This is a genomic window from Pseudomonas sp. JZ134, assembly GCF_051027695.1.
Classification (GTDB): Bacteria; Pseudomonadota; Gammaproteobacteria; order Pseudomonadales; family Pseudomonadaceae; genus Chryseomonas; species Chryseomonas luteola.
The window spans coordinates 3,883,758-3,905,131 of the sequence record NZ_CP069250.1; the positions used below are offsets into that span (position 1 = coordinate 3,883,758).

Annotated in this window: 18 protein-coding genes and 1 pseudogene; 12 read left to right on the top strand and 7 right to left on the bottom strand. The window is 58.3% G+C overall.

What is annotated here, in order from left to right:
- Positions 1–9: 9 nt before the first annotated feature.
- Entirely contained in the window at positions 10–2,115 is a 2,106-nt protein-coding gene (gene treS / locus JQR86_RS18065; protein ID WP_434153998.1) for a maltose alpha-D-glucosyltransferase, read from the bottom strand.
- 263 nt (positions 2,116–2,378) lie between these two features.
- On the opposite strand from treS, the gene JQR86_RS18070 reads away from it, so the two are divergent.
- From JQR86_RS18070 to JQR86_RS18085, 4 genes are all read left to right on the top strand, one after another.
- Positions 2,379–2,840 carry a hypothetical protein gene (locus JQR86_RS18070; protein WP_010796621.1) on the top strand — a complete coding sequence of 154 codons (462 nt, stop codon included), beginning with the start codon at positions 2,379–2,381 and terminating at the stop codon, positions 2,838–2,840.
- 321 nt (positions 2,841–3,161) lie between these two features.
- Positions 3,162–4,169: an SDR family oxidoreductase gene (locus JQR86_RS18075; RefSeq protein ID WP_010796620.1), complete on the top strand. Its 1,008-nt coding sequence runs from the start codon at positions 3,162–3,164 to the stop codon at positions 4,167–4,169.
- A 435-nt stretch (positions 4,170–4,604) separates the two neighbouring features.
- Positions 4,605–6,029: a sugar porter family MFS transporter gene (locus tag JQR86_RS18080; RefSeq protein ID WP_434153999.1), complete on the top strand. Its 1,425-nt coding sequence runs from the start codon at positions 4,605–4,607 to the stop codon at positions 6,027–6,029.
- 121 nt (positions 6,030–6,150) lie between these two features.
- The gene (locus JQR86_RS18085) at positions 6,151–7,428 is read left to right on the top strand and encodes a hypothetical protein (RefSeq protein WP_434154000.1); all 1,278 of its coding nucleotides are present in this window, start codon (positions 6,151–6,153) and stop codon (positions 7,426–7,428) included.
- A 21-nt stretch (positions 7,429–7,449) separates the two neighbouring features.
- Here the strand turns inward: JQR86_RS18085 and JQR86_RS18090 are convergent, their stop codons facing one another.
- The 3 genes from JQR86_RS18090 to JQR86_RS18100 all read right to left on the bottom strand — a co-directional run bounded on the left by JQR86_RS18090 (position 7,450) and on the right by JQR86_RS18100 (position 11,187).
- A complete protein-coding gene (locus tag JQR86_RS18090) occupies positions 7,450–7,905 on the bottom strand; it encodes a GNAT family N-acetyltransferase (RefSeq protein ID WP_286787170.1) in 456 nt (151 codons plus the stop codon).
- Positions 7,906–7,966: 61 nt separating this feature from the next.
- Positions 7,967–9,451 (bottom strand): chemotaxis protein CheW, encoded by a 1,485-nt coding sequence (locus JQR86_RS18095; RefSeq protein ID WP_434154001.1) that lies wholly within the window; start codon positions 9,449–9,451, stop codon positions 7,967–7,969.
- 8 nt (positions 9,452–9,459) lie between these two features.
- Positions 9,460–11,187: a methyl-accepting chemotaxis protein gene (locus JQR86_RS18100; RefSeq protein WP_434154002.1), complete on the bottom strand. Its 1,728-nt coding sequence runs from the start codon at positions 11,185–11,187 to the stop codon at positions 9,460–9,462.
- A 910-nt stretch (positions 11,188–12,097) separates the two neighbouring features.
- Here JQR86_RS18100 and oxlT point away from each other — a divergent pair.
- Positions 12,098–13,381: an oxalate/formate MFS antiporter gene (gene oxlT, locus JQR86_RS18105; RefSeq protein ID WP_312509596.1), complete on the top strand. Its 1,284-nt coding sequence runs from the start codon at positions 12,098–12,100 to the stop codon at positions 13,379–13,381.
- Between the two features lie 85 nt (positions 13,382–13,466).
- Positions 13,467–15,056: a gamma-glutamyltransferase family protein gene (locus JQR86_RS18110; protein WP_434154003.1), complete on the top strand. Its 1,590-nt coding sequence runs from the start codon at positions 13,467–13,469 to the stop codon at positions 15,054–15,056.
- Between the two features lie 41 nt (positions 15,057–15,097).
- On the opposite strand, the gene JQR86_RS18115 is transcribed toward JQR86_RS18110, so the two are convergent.
- The 3 genes and pseudogenes from JQR86_RS18115 to JQR86_RS18125 form a co-directional block, all read right to left on the bottom strand.
- Entirely contained in the window at positions 15,098–16,015 is a 918-nt protein-coding gene (locus JQR86_RS18115; RefSeq protein WP_434154004.1) for a substrate-binding domain-containing protein, read from the bottom strand.
- A 7-nt stretch (positions 16,016–16,022) separates the two neighbouring features.
- Positions 16,023–16,952, bottom strand: a complete 930-nt coding sequence (locus JQR86_RS18120; RefSeq protein ID WP_434154956.1) for a methyl-accepting chemotaxis protein — start codon at positions 16,950–16,952, stop codon at positions 16,023–16,025.
- A pseudogene (locus JQR86_RS18125) lies at positions 16,926–18,008 on the bottom strand (methyl-accepting chemotaxis protein); the annotation flags it as partial. The pseudogene JQR86_RS18125 and the gene JQR86_RS18120, both read right to left, overlap by 27 nt.
- A 400-nt stretch (positions 18,009–18,408) precedes the next feature.
- Here JQR86_RS18125 and JQR86_RS18130 point away from each other — a divergent pair.
- The 6 genes from JQR86_RS18130 to JQR86_RS18155 all read left to right on the top strand — a co-directional run bounded on the left by JQR86_RS18130 (position 18,409) and on the right by JQR86_RS18155 (position 21,367).
- Positions 18,409–19,026 (top strand): glutathione S-transferase, encoded by a 618-nt coding sequence (locus JQR86_RS18130; RefSeq protein ID WP_434154005.1) that lies wholly within the window; start codon positions 18,409–18,411, stop codon positions 19,024–19,026.
- A 29-nt stretch (positions 19,027–19,055) separates the two neighbouring features.
- The gene (locus tag JQR86_RS18135; protein ID WP_286787204.1) at positions 19,056–19,292 is read left to right on the top strand and encodes a hypothetical protein; all 237 of its coding nucleotides are present in this window, start codon (positions 19,056–19,058) and stop codon (positions 19,290–19,292) included.
- 18 nt (positions 19,293–19,310) lie between these two features.
- Complete coding sequence (locus tag JQR86_RS18140; RefSeq protein WP_197872971.1) at positions 19,311–19,622, top strand: cupin; 312 nt, start codon at positions 19,311–19,313, stop codon at positions 19,620–19,622.
- 10 nt (positions 19,623–19,632) lie between these two features.
- Positions 19,633–20,136 (top strand): GNAT family N-acetyltransferase, encoded by a 504-nt coding sequence (locus JQR86_RS18145; protein WP_434154006.1) that lies wholly within the window; start codon positions 19,633–19,635, stop codon positions 20,134–20,136.
- Between the two features lie 78 nt (positions 20,137–20,214).
- Complete coding sequence (gene rimJ / locus JQR86_RS18150) at positions 20,215–20,772, top strand: ribosomal protein S5-alanine N-acetyltransferase (protein WP_010796603.1); 558 nt, start codon at positions 20,215–20,217, stop codon at positions 20,770–20,772.
- A gap of 25 nt (positions 20,773–20,797) precedes the next feature.
- Positions 20,798–21,367: a GNAT family N-acetyltransferase gene (locus JQR86_RS18155; protein ID WP_434154007.1), complete on the top strand. Its 570-nt coding sequence runs from the start codon at positions 20,798–20,800 to the stop codon at positions 21,365–21,367.
- Positions 21,368–21,374: the final 7 nt, after the last annotated feature.

A 21,374-nucleotide genomic window follows, 5' to 3' on the forward strand; every position in this document is an offset into this window, starting at 1 on the left:
TTTCAGCCCTTATACGTCGAACGGCGTGTTGGGCAAGGCACCTACGATCCGCAGGCTCAGCCCCTCATACCCTTCCAGATTGATCGTCAGCTCGCCGTTGTCGGTGAGATCACCTTCAACCGTCTCGTTGATCATATCCACGACCGGCCCCGGCGTAACGTTGGTCAGGGTGATGGTTTCCTGAATCGAAGTGGCGCCAAAGTTGAGCGCGGTAATCTGGGTGCCACGCCCGGCGGGCAGCTCGTGCACCATGACCAGAAGCCCCGGCGAGGTGACATCCGGCACCGCAATCTGGTGGCTGGACGCAATGCCATAGGCTTGGCGTACCGAGAGGATGCGCTTGAGCTTGTTGGCAAAGGAGTCCGGGTCGGCCAGCTGCTCGGTCAGGCTGCCATAAAGGTTGACGGCCTTGGGCAGACCTTCGCCGGAATGGGTCGCCTCGTTATTGGCGTCTGCCAGATCATAGGCACCGCGCTGAATCCATCGTGTATCGCCATCGCGCATGCGGTCTTCCACCAGACCGAACGGCAAGGGCAACGCCCCTACCAGATCCCACCCGGACAGGGCGAATACGCCAGGTTGCAAGGCGTTATACATGGCAAGGAGCAGATGGACCCGCTTGACCCGTTCCTTGTCCTCGTCGGTCATGCTGTCCAGTTCACGAATGCCCAGGGCTGCGGCAATCACGCTCGCCGTGGTGCAGGCTACGCCGTTGGTGACAAACCGCAGGTTGTAGGGCGCATGCTCACCGCTAAGACGCTCGTACATGACCTCACGAATATGCTCGCGCAAGATGCTGCCGCGCCAGGTCTGGCCCTGGTAGACGAAATTAGTGTCGGCATGCAGGGTCCAGAAGTGCACCAGCTCCAGGGTCAGCTCATCATGGTTTTGCAAGGCATGGATAAGCGACGCCGGGTCGATGTTGAATTGATGCATGGTACGCAGCATCAGGCGCAGGAATTCAGTATCGCCCGTCAGCACGGCGTGATGGTAAGCCGGACGAGTAATGAAGTCGTAAGAGAGATCTGCCCCGCCCTGCCCCATGGCCGCGATATCGTCCACGGTCAGGTTCAGCTCCTGAAAGCTGAAGCCGCCAGCTTTGCGGACCATGCCCCCAATCAGTTGGTTGCCGACGATGGACAAGGGATGCCCTTCAGACCAGGCTTTGTCGTTGGCGCGCCGTTCAACACCCAGGAAGCCGTTGGCATCCAGACGCAGCCCGCGTGCACCAAGCACATCCAGTGAATGCAGTGCATCGCCAATGATCAGCTGCTGTGCAGCGAAACTGGGGTCGAGCCAGTTCAGGGAAGGTTGACCTTCCTTGAAGTAATGCAGGTATACCCAGCGCCGGTCCTTGCCATCCACACCGGTAACGACCGGTGTGGTACTCCAGTCAGTCTCTTTCACACCCGGCTCGAAAAAGATGACGCGCTGGAGCTGGCCGACGATATAGCACTTCTCTTTCAGGGCATCGACGACCTCGGGTGACAGGTTGACTGCATCGCGGCCTTCCGGCACCTCCGGCAGCAATTCCCAGTCCTCCGGCTTGATCTCCACCATATGGTAAAGGCCCGGATAATCTTCATAGCCCAATTCGGCGAGCCGAAAATCGGCACCCTTGCCAGTGTGAGCCGGGATGATGTCGTCCACGACTACCGCGTTGTGGGCAGAGGCCATTCGGCTCAGGGCGATGAACTCTTCTTCCGTTCCGTAGAGCGGGTCGATGTCGAGACTGATCCGGTCGAAGTTGCCGTCGATGGTAGGCGTAATCTCCCGTCCCTTGAGCCCGCCGGACAGCTTGGTCGGCCCCGTATGGATCGCCTGCACGCCAATGGAAGACAATGCATTCCATAGCGGAGCGCTCCCCAGTGTCTTGATGACGGAATCGCCTGATCCAGTGATCACTGAGCTGGGGTAGGCTGTGAACCAGACGGAGGCAATGGCCGTGGCCCGACGCGGCCGCGTTTCAGCATAGGGATGCATCCAGAGCCGCGCCTGACCGCCATACGCCTTGGCACGTTGACGAGCCTTGTAGAGCATCGACTGGTTGACTAACCATTGAACGTATTCTGGATCAGGCGCGTTTACCTGCTCTTCTGTGTCTGGCGCTGTCATATCGGACCCTGGACAGTGAATTTGTAACTTGGACTGCGCCGGTTCGCGTTTGTATCCCAACCCTTATTGCCCCTCGCCGCTCCGGTGCCTGAACGGTCATTGAAGAGCCCTCAGGCGTAAACCCCATCAATATGCAGTCATAAGACAGACGCTTACATAAAAAAGATGGTTCTGCGGCACGAAAAAGCGCCAAAATGACTGGAAGACACGGAAATTTTCGCCTTATCTGCTATGAAGGCAGAACCATGACCATGGAGAGTGCTATGAGTCCCAACGATCGCATAACCAACGGCCCGGATTCCGTATCCTATACGGCAGATTCGTTTGGCTCGAAAAAGCGTCTTGCCGCACGGGAAACCATCCTGAGCGACAGCAACGTTCTGGACTGCACGGTCTACCGCCCGGACGAAAATCCGGAAGTTGATGCCGACGATCTGGGTGACGCCAAGATCCTGTTTACAGGTGAATTCAAGGTGCCCGAGGACTGGGACCAGGAAACGCGCGACGATTTTTTTGGCGACATGGACCCCGAATTGTTTTCCACGGCTCGCATCGAGAGCGAAGCCGAGCCGGGCACGGCAGGTTTTTTTACACCTGAGCCGGGTGACCTCGTGGCTGCCATGCCAGGAGCTGGAGTGGTCGAGATGTTCTATGTGTACGACTACTGTGAAGACGAAACCGGTCGCCATTATGTGCTGGTACGTGAAGTAGACCCAACGCTGTAAGCCTCCCTGCACCCTGGCTTGCGCCTTTCAGGCGCGAGGCAGGTTTGCCTGCCTGTTGTTCAGCCCTTAGTCATGAACGGGCCCTATCTGCAAAGGCCCTGCCCTGTCCGCGTCAACTGTCATCCGCTCTAGTCCCAGGCTCTTACCTAACAGACCATTCGCCCATTATTGCCTTGGTTGGGGAACGATGCGCACGGTCTGTACGTCTACCTCGGTCACAACGATTCAAGCATCGCATCAGGTGCTTACCCGGCAGATGCCCGATGGGCGCTGCTGCCTTGCCGTTTCGATCACGCTTATTCCCATTCTCAGGAGCCAGCCATGAATCCGAACGACCTCTCCACGTCCCGCCGTAAACTCATGCAGGGTGCGGCTGTCACGATTGCCGCCGCCGCAGCGGCCCCCGCCTTTGCTCAGACGGCCAATGGCAAGGCTGCAGCCGACCCAGCCCCGTTGAGCGATCCCAAGAGCGGCCATCCTCGCCCGCCGTTTCAGGAGCAAACCCAACCCTGGCCAGGGCTGGCCAGCAAGATGACGCCTCGGCCAGATCACGGTGAAGAAAGCTACAAAGGCAATAACCGCCTCGCCGGCCGCAAGGCCCTGATCACCGGGGGCGACTCGGGTATCGGCCGTGCCGCAGCCATCGCCTTTGCCCGCGAAGGCGCGGATGTAGCCATCAACTACCTGCCGGATGAGGAGCCTGACGCAAAGGAAGTGGTTCAGCTGATCCAGCAGGCCGGCCGCAAGGCGGTAGCCATTCCCGGTGACATTCGCGACGAAGCATTCTGCCGCGAGCTGGTGGACCGCGCCGTAAAGGAACTGGGTGGACTGGATATCCTGGTCAACAATGCTGCGCGCCAGCAGAGCCACGATTCGATTCTTGACCTGAGCAATGAGCAGTTCGACTGGACGCTCAAAACCAATCTGTACGCCATGTTCTGGATTACCAAGGCTGCCATTCCGCATCTGCCGGAAGGCGCTTCGATCATCAACACATCATCGGTCAATGCCTACGATCCTTCGGCCAATCTGGTCGATTACGCGTTGACCAAGGCCGGCATTGCCAACTTCAGCAAGGGGCTGGCCAAACAGCTGGCGGACAAGGGTATCCGCGTCAACGCCGTAGCGCCCGGCCCGTTCTGGACACCCTTGCAAGTCTGCGGTGGCCAGACCATGGAAAAGCTCAAGAGCTTTGGGGGCGACACCCCTCTCAAGCGTCCCGGCCAGCCTGTGGAAATCGCACCGCTTTACGTGCAGTTGGCTTCCACCGAGGCCAGCTATGTCACAGGACAAGTCTTTGGCGCTTCCGGCGGAAATGGTCAGCCTTAACTGAGTCGAGCCAGCCAGGCGGTTTTGCCGCCTGGCTAACCTGCCTGGCCCGATACCGACTCGGTATCAAGTAATTGCCTCTTTTCGACGATGTTTACCCTACCGGCTATTGATTTCCTCAGGCCGTGTTCTGGCAGCCATCACTGACGCCCACCGCCTGGGAATTCGTCAGCCTTTCACTCAGGATTCTGTGATGCAGATACTCCTCAGTGGCTTTTTTTGAAACCACTCTCCAAGCACGCCAGTCTATCCCTATGAGCCCCATACGCTCGATAACGTGGGTTCCAAACGCATCGATAGCGTCGCACGGGCAATCAATCTCCCGGCAGCAGCACATGCATTTAGCGGACCCGCCCAGTATCAAGGCACCTTGGATTGCCTCGTGATCAACCAGGGATGGATGAGCGTCACGGCTTAACGTGCAAAGAGAAATCTATGATAAAAACCCCATCATCCCTCGCCTCGCCTGCAAATGCAGAGCCTTCGACAACAGACTCCTCGCCTACCAACCACAAGCGCAAGATGCAGATCATCACCACGATCTCAACCTTTGGCGGCTTGCTGTTTGGGTATGACACCGGCGTCATCAATGGCGCGCTTCCCTTCATCAAGGAAGACTTTGGCCTTACGCCTTTTTCTGAAAGTCTGGTGGCGTCTTCCCTAGTCTTTGGCGGTGCCATCGGTGCCGCTATCAGCGGTCGCCTCTCCGACGCTCGTGGCCGACGCAAGATCATCCTCTTGCTGTCGATCATTTTCATCCTTGGCACATTGGGCAGCACCCTTGCGCCCAACGCCGAGATCATGGTGCTGGCCCGCTTCATCCTGGGGCTTGCCGTTGGTGGTGCCTCGGTCACCGTTCCGGTCTACCTGGCGGAGATGTCGCCTGCGCACAAGCGCGGGCAGATGGTGACGCGCAATGAACTGATGATCGTGTCGGGCCAGTTACTGGCCTTTACCTGCAACGCTGCGATTGCGCACTTTTTCGAGGGTAGCCATATCTGGCGCTGGATGCTGGTCATTGCCACGCTTCCAGCCGTGGTGCTCTGGCTGGGCATGCTGGTCATGCCGGAAAGTCCCCGTTGGCTCGCGTCCAAAGGCCGCTTCGGCGAAATGCTGCGTACGCTTAAAGAGGTTCGCGCCGAGCATCAGGCCCATAAGGAGGCCAAGGAAGTACGCCAAGCCGCGCAGGAGGACTCCAAGGCCAAAGAGGGTAGCTGGGAAGACCTGAAAGCGCCCTGGATTCGCAAGATCTTTCTGATTGGTATAGGGATCGCCGTCGTGCAGCAGATCACCGGCGTCAACTCGATCATGTATTACGGCACCCAGATCCTGAAGGAGTCCGGCTTTGATACGCAGGCTGCGCTCACAGCCAACATCGCCAATGGCGTGATCTCCGTACTGGCTACCTTTCTGGGCATCTGGCTACTGGGCCGGGTCGGCCGTCGGCCGATGCTGATCACCGGCCTGATCGGCACGACTACGTGCCTGCTGATGATTGGTCTGGTCTCGATGAACATGGCGCCAGGCACGGAGCGCGCGTTTATTATCCTGGGCCTTACGGTCAGCTTTCTGGCTTTCCAGCAAGGGGCCATCTCACCAGTGACCTGGTTGATGCTGTCTGAGATCTTTCCCATGCGTATCCGGGGCCTGGCCCTGGGCTTTACCGGCGGCGTGCTATGGCTGACCACATTCCTGGTAGGCTTTTTCTTCCTGCAGTTGGTGGCGTGGTTCAGTATCTCCACGACGTTCTTCATGTTCTTCGCGTTCGGCCTGCTGGCCATTGCGTTCGTGGTCCGTTATTTACCCGAGACCCGGAACAAGACGCTGGAAGCCATTGAAGAGGAGTTCAAGAAGGCCTGATACGAAAGGTTCGCAAGGGGCCTATATGGCCCCTTTTATTGACGGTCGGTCCGGGATATTCCCTTGCCTTCTCCGGCTCCAATAAAAGACGATGTTGACGGGTAGTCACCGGGACAGGCGAATGAGTGCACACGTGTTGCAGGACGAGCTGTTTTCCACTTTCGACCCCAGGGAGCGACTCGATAACCAGCGGAGCCGCCTCGACGAGGCATTGGCCGCGCTGGATGAACACCGCCTGCTCAACACGGCACCAAATGCGCTGATCGATTACTTCATCGCGGCCTATCGGATCGAGCCGCCAGCGCTGCGCCGCCATGAGTGGCAGGCTGAAACCGATGACCATGCGGATTTCGAGGGCAATGCGGCCAGCCATCGACTCGATATCGATATACCCTTTGATGGCGACGCGGAGTGGTTTGGCGCACAGGCCGGTCCCTGGGCGGGTACGTCAGGTGCCGTACGGATCAGCGGGCAATCTCTGATTCTGACCTTCGAGATCAAGCGCGGCGCGGAGCAGGCCGCACGCACGCTGATCGATCGTGAAGTCAACGAGATCGAAAAAGCGCTCGCCTGGATTCGACAGGAGGTGGCGGCCTATAACGACAGCCTCTCGGCTATCGTGGAAACAGTCATCAACACCCGCCGCACGCGGCTACTCTCCCATCAGGCCCTGGCGCAAACGTTGGGTATTCCACTGCACAAGCGCTCCGACGGCCCACTGGCACGGCTTACGCCTGTTTCACGGAAGCAACTGTTCTCTGAGCTCCCTCCCATGGGCCATGGGCCCGACTTGCCGGAGCCAACGCTGAGCCGTGATCAGCATGAGCAGATCGTGGAAACCTTGCAAAGCGCCATTACGTTGCTGGCCTACAGCCCATCACTGTTCGCCACATGGAATGAGGCGCCGTTAAGAAACTACCTGGGTATTGCACTGAACGGCCAGTTCGAGCGCCCGGAAACAATCGAGCCCTTTGTGCCTGTCGGCTATAGCGCACTTGGCCTGCGTCATGGAGAGCGGATCGCCTGTCTGGCCGACTGCCTGTTTTGGAAGAATGCCGAGGCGTACCGGGAGCAACTTGACTACCTGCTGGCCCATCCGTTGAGCCGGGAAGCCCGGCTTATCCTGCTGGTTTTTCATAGAGGTCAACGGCTGACCCGAACGATCAACGATGTCCGTGCACAAAACCGTGCTCATCCCGCTTATCAAGAGGCGCCGGAGGGACAGCCTGAGCACGGTAGCGAGGTAACGCTCCGCCTGCCTGATGACCCGATGCGAACAATCCGCCTCACCACGCTTGTCTTCAAGGCGCCCAAGGCCCAAAACAACGTGACTACCCCCCACCGGAAACCCCATAGAAAGGCCGAACCGAATCGGACTCAGATCGGATTCGATTTCTAAATCGCTCTAAACACGCCTGGGTTACGTCCGACGACGCATCCCGATATGCGGGATGTCATCTTCAAGGTAGATGTCTGTAACCGGCTCGAAGCCATAGCGGCCATAGTAATCCTGCAGGTGCGCCTGGGCAGAGAGATAAATGGGAAGATCGACCCAGTGCGCCTCGCAAAAAGTCAGGCCCTGCTTCATCAGCTCATGCCCCAGCCCGCGACCCCGTGCGGCGGGCGCGGTTACGACGCGGCCAATCACTACCTGCCCGTCATGCAGTACCGGATCCAGCACTCGCAGATAAGCCACCAGCGTATCGCCTTCCCAGCCCATGAGGTGATAGGTATTGCCGGTCAGGTCCTGGCCGTCCACCTCTTGATAAGGACACTTCTGCTCTACCACGAAGACCTCGGTACGTAGCGCAAGAATGGCGTATAGAGTCTGAACGGTGAGATCGGTTTGCGGTGTGGCGATCCAGCGGATGGACATGGGCAACTCCCGGACAAGGTAATCGCCGCATTGTCGATCACCTTGTTCTCAGGCACCAGTCCTATGCCGGCAGCATTTCCTGGCTGGCTAATTCTGCCTCCAGTTCGCGTGCCACGGCTTTCAGGTCCAGCAATGTAGCGCGCCAGCGATTGAGGCCGGAGCTAATGCTTACCAACGTTCGCGCCCGCTGCCCAACGGAGAGGGAATCACCCGTCGGGGTTTGCCAACCCTTTTCGAGCATGCCGGGATCGAAATCGTTGAACGTCTCGATCGCATCGATCTGGCAGACCGCAAAGCCAAAGGTCATTGCCTCGCCAGTCACCAAAAGAATACGCGAGCTTTCGGTTGCCTCACGTGGCGACGAATTGATCAAGCTGCTCAGGCAGATCAGCGAGACCTGTTGCCCCCGGACGTTGATCATCCCAATCAGGTGTCCCTGAGCTTGCTTGAGACGCATGAACTGCGTGGGGATATGAAGGATCTCATCCACCTGATGCAGCGGCGATGCAAACTGGATACCGGCCTCGTACACCAGACAAGCCTGCCGGGATCGCGCCTTGGGCACAATGCTGGAGGCCTCGCTACTGCGGCCCTTGGCGTTTTCAAAGATCTTGGAGAACGCCTGAATATCCTTGCGACGCAGCAGCGCCGTATGGTTGAGCAGCAATGCATCATGGCCATCTTCGCCGCTCATGACCCCGGAAAACATGGCGGGGTGCTGCAGGCCGAAACGCGGCATAGGCACAAGATCGTCCGGGTTGCGCCGCATCATGGCTAGGAGTTCGGTAAAGGCAAAACCAAAAGCATGGCCGTTGGCTGTCATGACCAACAGCTGTTTTTTGGTCTCGCCGGAGACCTCTTCAAGCCCTAGGATACGGGAAAGATTGAGCACTGGAATCGGGGTGCCCCGCAGCTCCGTGACACCCAGGCAATACTCACTCTGAAAGAACGTCGTATCGATCCGGGGATGTTCGACCAGCTCACTGACTGCCGTAGCCTCCAGGCAGAACCGGCGACCATCACAGCCCAGCAGTATGTAATGCTTGAGCTTGAAGCGAGCCGTACGGCCGCGCTCACGCAACTCCTGTGCATGATCGAAGGCCATGAACAACTCCGGCAGCGACGCCAGCGCCTCGATATCAAGCAGGTAGATGATGCGCTCGCCCTGGCTGCCGCCCATGAAAAGGCGCGGCAACAAACCCTGTCCACGCTTGTGGGTGCCCAGTTCGCTGAGTTGCCTTTCATCGATGTGGATGACATCCGCCACGGCGTCAATCCCAATCCCGAAACGTCCTTCCTGATGATGCAGGAGGGCCACTTCGCTGGGCATTCCGCACTCTCCAGCCGGTATGAGCCCGAGCAGCACGTGTAGGTTCACCAGCGGGACCGCGCGGCCCCGCAGGCTGAACACACCGCGCATGTAAGGCGCTACCGGCGGACGTGGCTGTACCTGGTCAGGCCAGCGCACCACTTGTTGCAGGGCCGATGCCGGAATGGCGATCTCGATGCCACCGACATGGACCACTCCATATGCGCTGCCAGTCATGATGGCGGTCATCCACGCGGTCCAACACCGGACGTGACGTTATTGAGGTCACGAATCAGCTCGTTCACTTCACCTGCCGTCGTCAGCTGGTCGCCCGTCGAGGCGTTGATGGCATCGATGGAGCGCGTGGTACGCACTACACCCTTGGCGATACGCTCGAAGGCTTCGCCTACGCTTCGGGAGATTTCATTACCCACCGTGATGCGCTTGGAGGACTCCTGAATCAGCTTGTTGATCTCCTTGGTCGCCTGGGACGATTTCTCGGCCAGCTTGCGCACCTCGTCCGCCACGACCGAAAAGCCCAGGCCATGTTCGCCCGCCCGCGCCGCCTCGATGGCTGCGTTGAAGGCCAGCATGTTCGTCTGGCTGGCGATGTCGCTGATGACCTGAATGATGTCCTGGATGTCCTCAGCAGACTTGGCAATAACGGCCATGGCTTCAACGGAGCGCTTGAGCGTCTCGGCGCCTTGGGCGGCCTCTTCCTGCGTCATGCGCGCCAGCCCGTTTGCCTCCCCGGTGCTTTGGGCAATATGGTTGATCGATTGCGTCAGGTTTTGTACGGAGCTGCTCATGGCTTGCGTCTTGGCCTTGACCAACTGCTCCATTTCGACCTGCTGGGTAATGTCCGTCGCGAACTTGATAACTTTGTATGGCTGGCCGTCGGCATTGAAGATTGGGTTATAGGTCGCCTGGATCCAGATCTTCTGTCCGAACTTGCCCAGGCGCATATAACGGTCGCTGAAGAACTGCCCCTGCCCCAGACGCTGCCAGAAGTCCCGATAAGCGGTTGAAGTGACGTAATGCTCCTCACAGAACATGCGGTGGTGCTTGCCGACGATCTCTTCCAGGCGATAGCCTAGGGTCGACAGGAAGTTCTGGTTGGCATGAAGAATGTTGCCCAGCAGATCGAACTCGATGACCGCCTGGCTACGATCAATGGCCGCAATCTTGCCTTCATACTCGGCACTCTTGATCTGCAAGGCCGTGATATCGGTAGCGAACTTCACGATCTTGTAAGGCTTGCCCTCGGCGTCCAGGATCGGGTTATAGGTCGCTTGAATCCAGATTTCACGCCCTTCCTTGCTGATGCGCTTGTAGACACCTGTGTCGAACTTACCACGGCCAAGCTTTTCCCAAAGCAGATGGTACGCAGTGGAGTTGGCATGTTCTTCGTCACATAACATGCGGTGATGCTTGCCCTTGATTTCTTCCAGGCTATAGCCCAGCACAGACAGGAAATTATCGTTGGCCCGCAGCACATGGCCGGTCAGGTCGAACTCGATAACCGCCTGGGCGCGTTCGATAGCATTGACCTTGCCCTGGTGGTCGGTGCTGCGTAATACAGCCTCGGTCACATCGGACGCGAACTTGACCACCTTGTACGGTTTGCCATCGGCATTGAAAATCGGGTTGTAGGTCGCCTGAATCCAAACCTCCCGGCCGCCCTTGCCCAGGCGCTTGTACTGCCCTGCATCGAACTCGCCGCGGCCAAGCTTTTCCCAGAACTGGCGATAGGACATGCTGCTGGCGTATTCGGCATCGCAGAAGATCCGGTGATGCTGCCCGGCGATCTCCTCAAGCCGATACCCCAAGGCGTCGAGGAAATTCTGGTTGGCGCGCAGGATGGTGCCATCAAGGTTAAACTCGATGACGGCTTGGGAGCGATCAATCGCTGACCAGAGTGAATTGAACTCCGCCGCCTGGGCGTCAGCGTTGAAGTCTTGGGGGGCATTCATTGGATTTCTCTCCGGTAGCATTCGTGGGCAAAAAACCGCCCTATGGTTTTTGCGATAACAGTGCTATCGGCTGAGCAGAAGGCAGCTTGATACAGCCGCCCGTTATTTTGTCGCCTTGGCGCGACTCTTCGTCTTGCTGCCCATACGAGCGCTCTGAATAAAGCGTGGAAAAGCCCGTACTTTGTTCAGCCAAGCGGCTAGACAACCCCTTTACTCAAGAGTCCGCTCTGCCTTCACAGGGGATTTTCTTTTGGATTGTTATACGTGTAGCCGATTGCGCATCGGTAACTGATGGCAAGGCCCACGCAGACGTTTTCTGCCAGTGCCCTTGTCATTCGGACAGGTAGTGGCATTGGCGACTACTCAGGCCAGACTCAAGCCCTATGATGGCTATGCCCCGCCCGGCCAATGGCTTGTGCTCGCCCGTTGAACGCCGGGGCAAAACGCCATTGGCAGGGCGGTTATATGCGTCTGGAAAACATCAAGCCGCAAGATGTCTGTTTCACGCTATACATTGGCTTTTTAGCGCTATCCCGAAAAGTATAATCGGGTTAAGTTCTAACCGGTGACATTTAATATGTATGCATCAAATATTTAGTTGAATATATTATTCAAACCAATGCTTAACTTATCCTGAAGCAGAGCAAATTTACCTTACACACTTATTAATTCTGCATCCCATTGATTTCGAATAAAAAAGCCCGCCCTTAAAGCGGGCTTTTTTATTTCACACAGATATTGAATAGCTTCAAAAAAGTGCCAAGCGCACCAAGTTAGAGCAGCAAATTATACTTATGAATGAACATATTCTTATATTTTAACGCCAACGCCTTAAAACATAAGGAATATATAAAGCTGGCATATCCATTGCTCTCGTATTCATATCGTTATATAGCCTTCGGAAACTTCCATGAATACGAAGATATTGGTAGATAGTCGTGCGCCAGGCAGCGCTCTGGGCACTCGCTGGTTTCAACTGGCCGCAGGCGTTGTCTGCATGATGGCCATTTCAAGCCCGCAATATGTCTGGACATTGTTTACGGCGCCATTGACCCAAAAGCTGGGTGTCTCACTGGCTCAGATCCAGATTACCTTTTCCATTCTGATCGTCCTGCAAACGTTTTTCTCGCCAGTACAAGGTTTTCTAATTGACCGTTTCGGCTTACGCAAACTGATCGCCTTTGGTTGTGCCCTCACAGGGCTGTCCTGGATTCTGGCAAGTCAGGCCAATTCACTCGCCATGATCTACCTGACCTACGGCCTAATGGGGGGCTTGGGAACCGGAATCGTGTATGTGGGCATCGTTGGCTTGATGGTTCGCTGGTTTCCTGATCACCGGGGGCTGGCAGCCGGTGCGGTTGCCGCAGGTTACGGCATGGGTGCGATGATCACGACCTTTCCCATCAGCAATAGCCTCGCAGCGGCTGGCATGGAAAATACCCTGGTCACCTTTGGTCTGATCCTGGGGATTGTCGGCCTGCTCGCCGCACAGTTCCTGCGCCAACCGCCAGCCGAGTTGGCAGAGCGGATTGCCGACACCAGCCCTGCCTCCAGCACCGCACCGGACGTTGCACCCAAGGCTATGCTCAAGACGCCGCTGTTCTGGCTCATGTTTGCCATGTTCGCGATGATGTCGACCTCGGGCCTCATGGTAACGTCGCAGATGGCCAGCTTTGCCAAGGATTTTGGCATGACCGGTGTCATGGTCTTTGGCATGGCTGCACTGCCGCTCGCAATGACCATCGACCGTGTCTGCAATGGCCTGACCCGCCCGCTGTTTGGCTGGATCTCGGACCGATATGGCCGCGAAAACACTATGGCCTTCGCCTTTTTCGCAGAAGGCATTGCCATGACCCTGTGGCTACTGACCAGCGATAACCCTGTGCTGTTCGTATTGCTCTCCGGTGTAGTCTTCCTGGGCTGGGGCGAAATCTTCTCCCTGTTTCCCTCCACCCTGACCGACACCTTTGGCACCCGCAACGCCACGACCAATTACGGTTTCCTGTACATGGCTCAAGGGATCGGCTCCATCTTTGGCGGTCCGATGGCCGCCCTGCTCCACCAGTCTACAGACAGCTGGATGCCGGTGTTCGCCGTGGCCATCAGTTTTGACCTGATTACAGCGGCCCTGGCCCTGTTCGTGCTCAAACGCATGCGCCGTCAATGGCTCGCCAAGAATTCGAACGTCGTTTAACTGAAGTGGCCGGGAGGCTCCAGATAAGCGGAGTCTCCTTCTCTGCTCTCCCGGCGGGACCCTTTGTTCGTCAAGGAAAAGAAGAATGCTTAATACCACTGTTGCTGCCCGCGGAATTGCCGTCGCGCCTCACAGTCTTGCTGCTCAATCGGCCCTGGCCGTGCTGCGTGAAGGTGGCAATGCCATCGAGGCCATGGTCGCCGCGGCGGCCAGCATTGCCGTTGTCTATCCCCATATGAACAGCCTGGGTGGGGATGGCTTCTGGCTGATCGTTCCGCCTGAAGGTGATCCGGTTGCCATTGATGCCAGCGGCCCGGCAGGCAGCCACGCCACCCTCGAGCATTACGCGGGTATGGATCGTATTCCAACACGCGGCCCGAAAGCCGCGCTTACCGTTGCGGGCACAGTTGGTGGCTGGCAGGAGGCGTTGGCGGTTTCCAGGGAGCTGGGCGGTAAGATGCCATTACCACGCCTTCTGGCTGATGCCTTCCATTACGCTGCAGAAGGTATTCCGGTCACGCTGTCCCAGCATCTTGCCACCTCCAGCAAGCGGCACGAGTTGGAGTCTGTTCCCGGCTTTGCCGAAACCTTTCTGGAAAATGGCGAGGCACCCGTGGCCGGAAGCCTATTCAGACAACCACGACTGGCCGCCACCCTGCATCAGCTGGCGGAAGAGGGACTGGATACCTTCTACCGGGGCGCTCTGGCAGCCAGTATCGCCCATGATCTGGAAGCGCTGGGCTCTCCTGTTTCACGCAATGATCTGGCCGCCTATCATGCCCGCCGAGTAAAGCCACTGGCGCTTCAGCATAGTGCCGGGATGGTCTACAACCTGACACCTCCATCCCAGGGCCTGGTCTCCCAGCTCATTCTTGGCATTGCCGACCACGCCGGGCTGGACAGCTGCACGGCCGACAGCGCCGAGCATATTCATACGCTGGTCGAGGCGACCAAGCTGGCCTTCCGGGTACGCGATGAGCACATTACCGATCCCGAGCACATGACCATCGACCCACAGGCGTGCCTCACCCCGGATTATCTTGAAGAACTGGCCAGGGCCATCGACCCGGAAAAAGCGGCGCCCTGGGGCGAAGGCAAAGGGCCGGGCGATACCATCTGGATGGGGGTGATCGATGGGAGCGGGCTGGCCGTTTCGTTTATCCAAAGCATCTACCATGAGTTCGGTAGCGGCGTAGTCTTGCCAGCCAGTGGCCTCAATTGGCAGAACCGGGGCGCATCGTTCAGTCTGGACCCCAACCATCTGCTGGCCCTCGTGCCTAGCAAGAAACCCTTTCATACCCTCAACCCCGCTGCGGCGCGGCTCAAGGATGGACGAACCCTGGTGTACGGCACCATGGGTGGCGATGGCCAGCCGCAAACTCAGGCAGCGGTTTTCAGCCGCTACGCCATCTTCAATCAGCCGCTCCAGCAGGCGGTCACTGCGCCACGCTGGCTGCTGGGCCGGACCTGGGGCGAAAGCACCGATACGCTCAAGCTCGAATCGCGCTTTACGAAAGACGTGTTCGACGCACTACGTGCGCGCGGTCATGACGTGGAAAGCCTGCCCCCCTTCAGCGAGACCATGGGCCATGCCGGTGCGGCCGTACGCCATCCGAGCGGTGTGTTCGAGGGCGCGTTTGATCCCCGTAGCAACGGCGCGGCAGCAGGGTACTGATATCAAAAGACCGGGCCTGGCCCGGTCTTTTTTCGTCTGTGTTACTGGAGCTGACTACGGTTTTCCGGTGTGATCAGCTTGAAAGGCACCCAGTTCACAGGCTCGACCCGCTCACCCCGGATCATGTGCAGCGCAACCTCTACGGCACCGTTGGCCTGCCCTACCGCATCCTGAAGTACACTGACAGTCAGCTTGCCCTCGTCCATCAGCTTGAGTGCATCGGGTGTGCCGTCGATACCGCCGATCAGGTAGTCCTTGGGATTCTTGCCTGCCTTTTCCAGCCCCATCACAGCGCCGATGGCCATCTCATCGTTATTTGCGGCGATGATATCAAAGCTCACGCCTTGCTTGAGCCAGTCCATGACAGTGCTCGCCGCCTCGCTACGCTGCCAGTGGGCAATGGTCTTCTGTACGATCTTCATGTTCGGGTATTTGGCCACAACGTTTTCTACGTCTTCGGTACGAACTTTCGAAGCCTTGTTGCCCGGGTCGCCAACCAGAATAACGACGTTGCCCTTGTAGTTGGCCCGGCGCGCCAGTTCCTCCATCTGAAGGGTGCCGGACTCGACCTCATTCGAACCAACGAACGCGGTCTGCGGCGCCCAGGCGGCTGGCTCGGGATTGCGGTTGATAAAGACCAGCGGAATCTTCGCCTCGTTGGCGAGCCGGGTCATTTCCGGTGCGGTCTTCATGTCCACCGCGGTCACGATAATGGCATCCACCTTGGAGGCGATCAGGTTGCGAATCTGGCGCATCTGCAAGGTGCCGTTATCCTGCGCATCCTCCATAAAGACATCGGCATCCAGACTGCTGGCGTGGCGCTGTACGTTATTGCGCAGCAGGACCTGGAAGTTGTCGTTGTTCTTGGCGACACCCACGCCGATCAGGGGCGTGGCGGCCTGGGCCAGACTGCTCAGGAGCAGGCCGGCACCGAGTAGAGAGGTCATCCAGTGTTTCATGTTCGCCTCACACGCTGAAATGATGAAGTAGCCGACGCTGCACCTGAGCCATCTCGGACAGGTCCTGGCTGCTTTGTGCGGTACGCTCGGCACCCTCGGCGGCCAGCTGGGCCGCATCGTTGATGTACGTGACCATGCGGCTGGTTTCCTGCACGGTCGCGCTCTGCTCTTCAGTGGCCGCCGCGATCTGGATGTTCATGTCACGGATGCTGTTCACCGCGCTGCTCATGGAGCCCAGCAGCTCATCTGCGCCGGAGGCCAGGCGAACACAGTCGTTGGACTGGGTCTGGCTCTCATTCATGACCTTCACGACCGAGTGGATCTTGCCCTGCATCTGCTCGATCATCTTCTGGATCTCGCTGGTGGAGGTCTGTGTACGACTCGCCAGGGAGCGCACCTCGTCCGCCACCACGGCAAACCCACGGCCCTGCTCACCGGCCCGCGCCGCCTCGATGGCCGCGTTGAGAGCCAGCAGGTTGGTCTGCTCGGCAATGGTGCGGATCGCGTCCACAATGCCATCGATCTGCTTTCCGTAGCCCTGAAGCTCGTCGGTTTCCAGCGAGGCCTTGTTGATCTGGTCGGCCTGCAGGCGAATGCTGCTGATGGTTTCGGCGACGCGCTCCTGCACCTTGCTGGTCAGCTCGTGGGTATCGTCCACTGCCTGACGGGTGTCGTTCGCCCGTCTGGCGACTTCATGCACGGTACTTTCCATCTCGGTCATGGCCGAGGCGGCAGAGTTGAGGCGGTCGCGCTGCTCATCCACGGCATGTGTGGTGCGCTCGCTGATCTCGGCATTGCTGTCCGCCGTCTGCGCCAGACTATCGGCTGAGCGGGTTAACTCACGCAGCGTGTCCTGCAGGGAGGCGGTCAGCTCGTTCAGATAGCCGCCCAGCTCGCCAAACTCATCCTTGCGGGAAACATCGAAGCGCACGCGCATGTCACCGCTCGTGACCTGCTTGAGCACCTCGCGGAAGGTTGCCAGCGGACGCCGAATGCTATGGGATACCCAACCACCGATCAGGACGGCAGCCAGAACAGCCAGGACGCAAGCGACCAGCAACAGGCTGCGGCTGGTGGAAATGGTCGAATCGGCACCGGCCTTGGCACTGTTGGCTACGGCTACAGCCTGACCACCAAACTCGGCGATCCTGGTCAGCATGGCTTGCAGCTTGGCATCCATTGCCTGACGCTGGGTTGCAACCTGTTCCACCAGCGCTGCATCCTGCTGATAGACGTTGAGCAGACCATCATCAGCGGTCAGATCTCTAAACAGATGGTTCACCATCACCGTCACGATCCGGCCAGTCCGAGCATCCTGTGCGACAAAAGCCTTGAGTCGATCACGAATGACTTCATCCTGAAGCGTCAAGCCGCGCTTGAGCCTATCGATATCAGGAACGGCCGCATGCGCGGAAAAATGGTCATAGGTCTTACCGATTTCCAGCAGCAGCGCCTCGGCAGCGGCTGCACTGTCAGTGGACCCATTGGCACGCTGCCTGGCCATGTAATCCCGCAGCATATTGGACAGCCGCGTACCTTCCTGAGTCGCAAAACCTTGCAGCGTACGGGCCTGGATGTTCAGGGCAACCTGCTGGCCGTGCAGCTTCATCAGCGTGGCAGCCTGCTCGGCATAGGCCGTGCTCAGCTCACGCTGCTGAGTCAGATTTTCCTTGAGCTCGGGACGATCGCCAATATAACGCACCGTGGTTCCCAGGAGCTCATTGAAACGCCCCAGGCTCTCATCGAAGGGCTTCTTGCCTTCGGCAATCTGTTGGCCGTCACGGCTGATAAGAACGGCCATTACAGCCTGATTGGCGCGCAGGATATGCACGTTGAGCTCACTGGCGGCCTGACTGAGCGGCGCCGATTGCCCGGTAATGATGGAAAGCCGGTCACTGATGGAATGCGTGCTCTGGTAGCTGATGCCCACAATGGAGAGCAGCAGTACTAACAGCAGCGCAAAACCACCAATCACACGTTGGAGGATGGTCATGATAGTAACCCGTACGTTTATCGTTATTCAGGGGTCAACAACACTGCGCGAGGCGCCAGAATCAAAGGCATTCCGGCTTTTCACTTCCAGGCTATCGGCTTGACATCATGCCGACTGAAGCGGCCTGAAGGTCATTTTCAGCGGTTTTGAAGGGGCTGGGGATCAATGGCAGCCGTTGGCCACCAGGCAACCGCAGGCTAGAGCGGATACACTTCTGGTGGACCAGTGAGTCCTGGCGACGAACGGCCATGGCTGTTCTGAACGCCTGTCCCAGCGCACAGTGCGGTCTCCATGCATCAGGGGCCTGCACCTGACATCCAAGGCACGAGCACAACGCGTGCAGTCCGCCTCGGCAGCCGTTATAAGGAAAGGGATTTGCCTCTACCTCACAGGAGCCACCATGCAACTGATCGGAATGTTCGACTCGCCCTACGTCCGTCGCGTAGCCGTCTCGCTGAACCTGCTGGACCAGCCCTTCGAGCACAACCCCCTTTCGGTCTTCAGCGCCTTCGAGGAGTTCCGGTCAATCAACCCGGTCGTGAAGGCACCGTCACTGGTGTGCGATGACGGCACGGTGCTGATGGACTCGACATTGATCCTGGATTACGTGGAAGCGCTGGCGGCCGAGTCGGGACGCACCCTCATGCCACGCGATCTGGCCGAGCGTCAGCATGCGCTGCGCATCATCGGGCTCGCCCTGACCGCCTGTGAGAAAACCGTCCAGATCGTCTACGAGCGCAAGCTGCGCCCGGCTGACAAGGTGCATGAACCCTGGATTGACCGCGTAACCGGGCAGTTGCTGGCTGCCTACGGTACGCTGGAAGCCGAAGTGGCGAACCGCCCGCTCAAGGCAGGCGCCGACGACATCAATCAGGCTGGCATCACCACGGCTGTAGCGTGGCGCTTTACCCAGCACATGACGCCCAATGCCGTTATTGCCGACAGCTTTCCACACCTGCGCGAGCTGTCGGCGCAGGCGGAAACGCTCGACGCGTTCAAGGCAACGGCCCTTGTCTAGGACCACTGATTGATGGAGGCAGGCGAACCATGGATGGACTTCTGAATGTCATTGGCAACTTCATTCTGGAGTTCGTTTTCGGCACCCTTTTCGCGGCCATTCTGTTCTGGATCGGCTGGCCCATCGTCAAGGTTCTGACCTTGGGTCGCTATCCTCATGGCCAGAAATGTTTGGACGAGACGATGCAAGCCAACTGCGTTCGAGCCACGGCTATCGCTGCGTTGGCCGTGTCACTCATGGCCGCGTTGGGCCAATTCCACCCCTGAGCCGCATACAAGGTCTACATGAACATCATCCGCAGCAAGCACTTTACCGCCAGCCGAGCCTGGGGAGCGCTCGATATTGCCAACATGGGCGGAATCACTACCCGTCTGCATTGGACGGATCAGCCCTACAAATGGCATGTCAACGATGGCGAGGAAGTCTTTGCTGTTCTCGACGGCGTTGTCGACATGCATTACCGCGAAGCCGGAGAGGAGAAATCCGTACGCCTGGAAACAGGAGATGTGTTCTTTGCCGGAATCGGCTGCGAGCATGTCGCACACCCTCAAGGCGAGGCGCGCATTCTGGTAGTGGAGCGCGAGGGCAGCGTCTGAAAGGACTCGTATGCTGATACGCCAGACGGAGCTTGCCGACCTTGATGGCTTTTACAGCCTCTTCGCCTCCGTCTGCGCGGAGGGGCTGTACACTCACCGGCAACTGCCGCCTGCCCGGGAGCGTATTCTGGAAAGCGTGATTCAGGCTCTCGCGCATGGCTGGCCCAATCAAGTCATCGAGCATGGGGGCCAGATTATCGGCTCGGGAGAAGTCTTTCCGGCCAGTGTTTGTGGTCAGACGGACCAGGATGATTCAGTGGGTTTTCTGGGCATGCAGATTCACAAAGCCTTTCGTAACCAGGGGTTTGGCACACGCCTGCTGGGCACACTTATCGAAAGCAGCCGGGCATTCGGCTTTATCGCGCTTGAGCTGGATGTCTATAAATCCAATCGGCGAGCCATTCATGTATACGCAGCGCACGGGTTCGAGTGGCAACACGACCTGCCCGGTCGCGTCATGCCTGATGGGCGGGAAGATCAGCCACAGCGTATGCGCCTTGAGCTTGCCCGGTGAGGTTTATCTGCCAAAACGCTACAAAACCGGGTGATGTTCCGGTTATAACGCTCAGGCGCTTATAAGAGATAAAAGTCCATGAGCATCCTGACGTTAGAGGCAGAGCGGGTCCGACTGATCATCCCCACCGAGCGTGATGTCGTGCGGCGACGGCGGTTCGAGCTTGAAAACCGCGAGCATCTGCGCATCTGGGAGCCCTTGCGGGAGGAGACCTTCTATACACCCGAGACGGTTCGCCAGCGGATTCGCCTGAACCTGCAGGATTTCATGGCCGGTGCCTCCTGCTGTTTCAGCATTGTCGACAAGCGCACCGAGGCGATCATCGGCTGCTGCAACTTTTCCAATATCATCCGGGGCTCGTTTTTGGCCTGCCACCTGGGTTATTCCATCGCTGAAAGCCATCAGGGCAAGGGGTTCATGTTCGAAGCGGCCAGGACCGGCATCGATTACATGTTCACCCAGCGCAGACTGCATCGCATCATGGCCAACTATATTCCCCATAACGAGCGCAGCGCGCGGCTGCTCAAGCGTCTGGGTTTCGAGCGTGAGGGGTACGCACGGGCCTATCTCAAGATCAATGGCGTCTGGGAGGATCACGTCCTCAACGCCTTGATCAACCCGGCCAGCAGCGTCTAAACCATTACATACCCCAAGGACTGCGATGACTCCTCCCTTGCTGCGCACCATTCCTGAACAGTTTGAAACCGAACGTCTGCTGCTACGGGTTCCCCGTGCCGGTGATGGCCCCATGGTCTACGCGGCCGTGGTGGAGTCGCTTGCCTCGCTGCGCCGCTTTCCGGCCTCGCTGCCGTGGGTGATGACCGAGCCATCAGTCGATACGTCCGAAGCCTACTGCCGCCTTGCGGCATCGAGCTTTATCGTACGCAAGGATCTGCCGTTTCTGTTGATCGACAAAACCACCGGTAGGCTGGTGGGCTGCGCCAGCTTTCACCATATCGACTGGAACGTACCCAGCATGGAGATCGGTTATTGGTGCCGGGACAGCCAGTGCCGACAGGGCTACATTACCGAAGCGGTCAGCGCCATGACGCACCTGGCGTTCACTGACCTCAAGGCCGAGCGCATCCAGATCCTGACGGATGAGGAAAACCTTGCCTCCTGCCGGGTCTGCGAACGGGCAGGCTTCAGCCTTGAAGGGACACTGCACCATGAGCGCAAAGCACCGGACGGCACGCTACGCAACACCCGCGTATATGCCCGGATCGCCTGAACTGTGA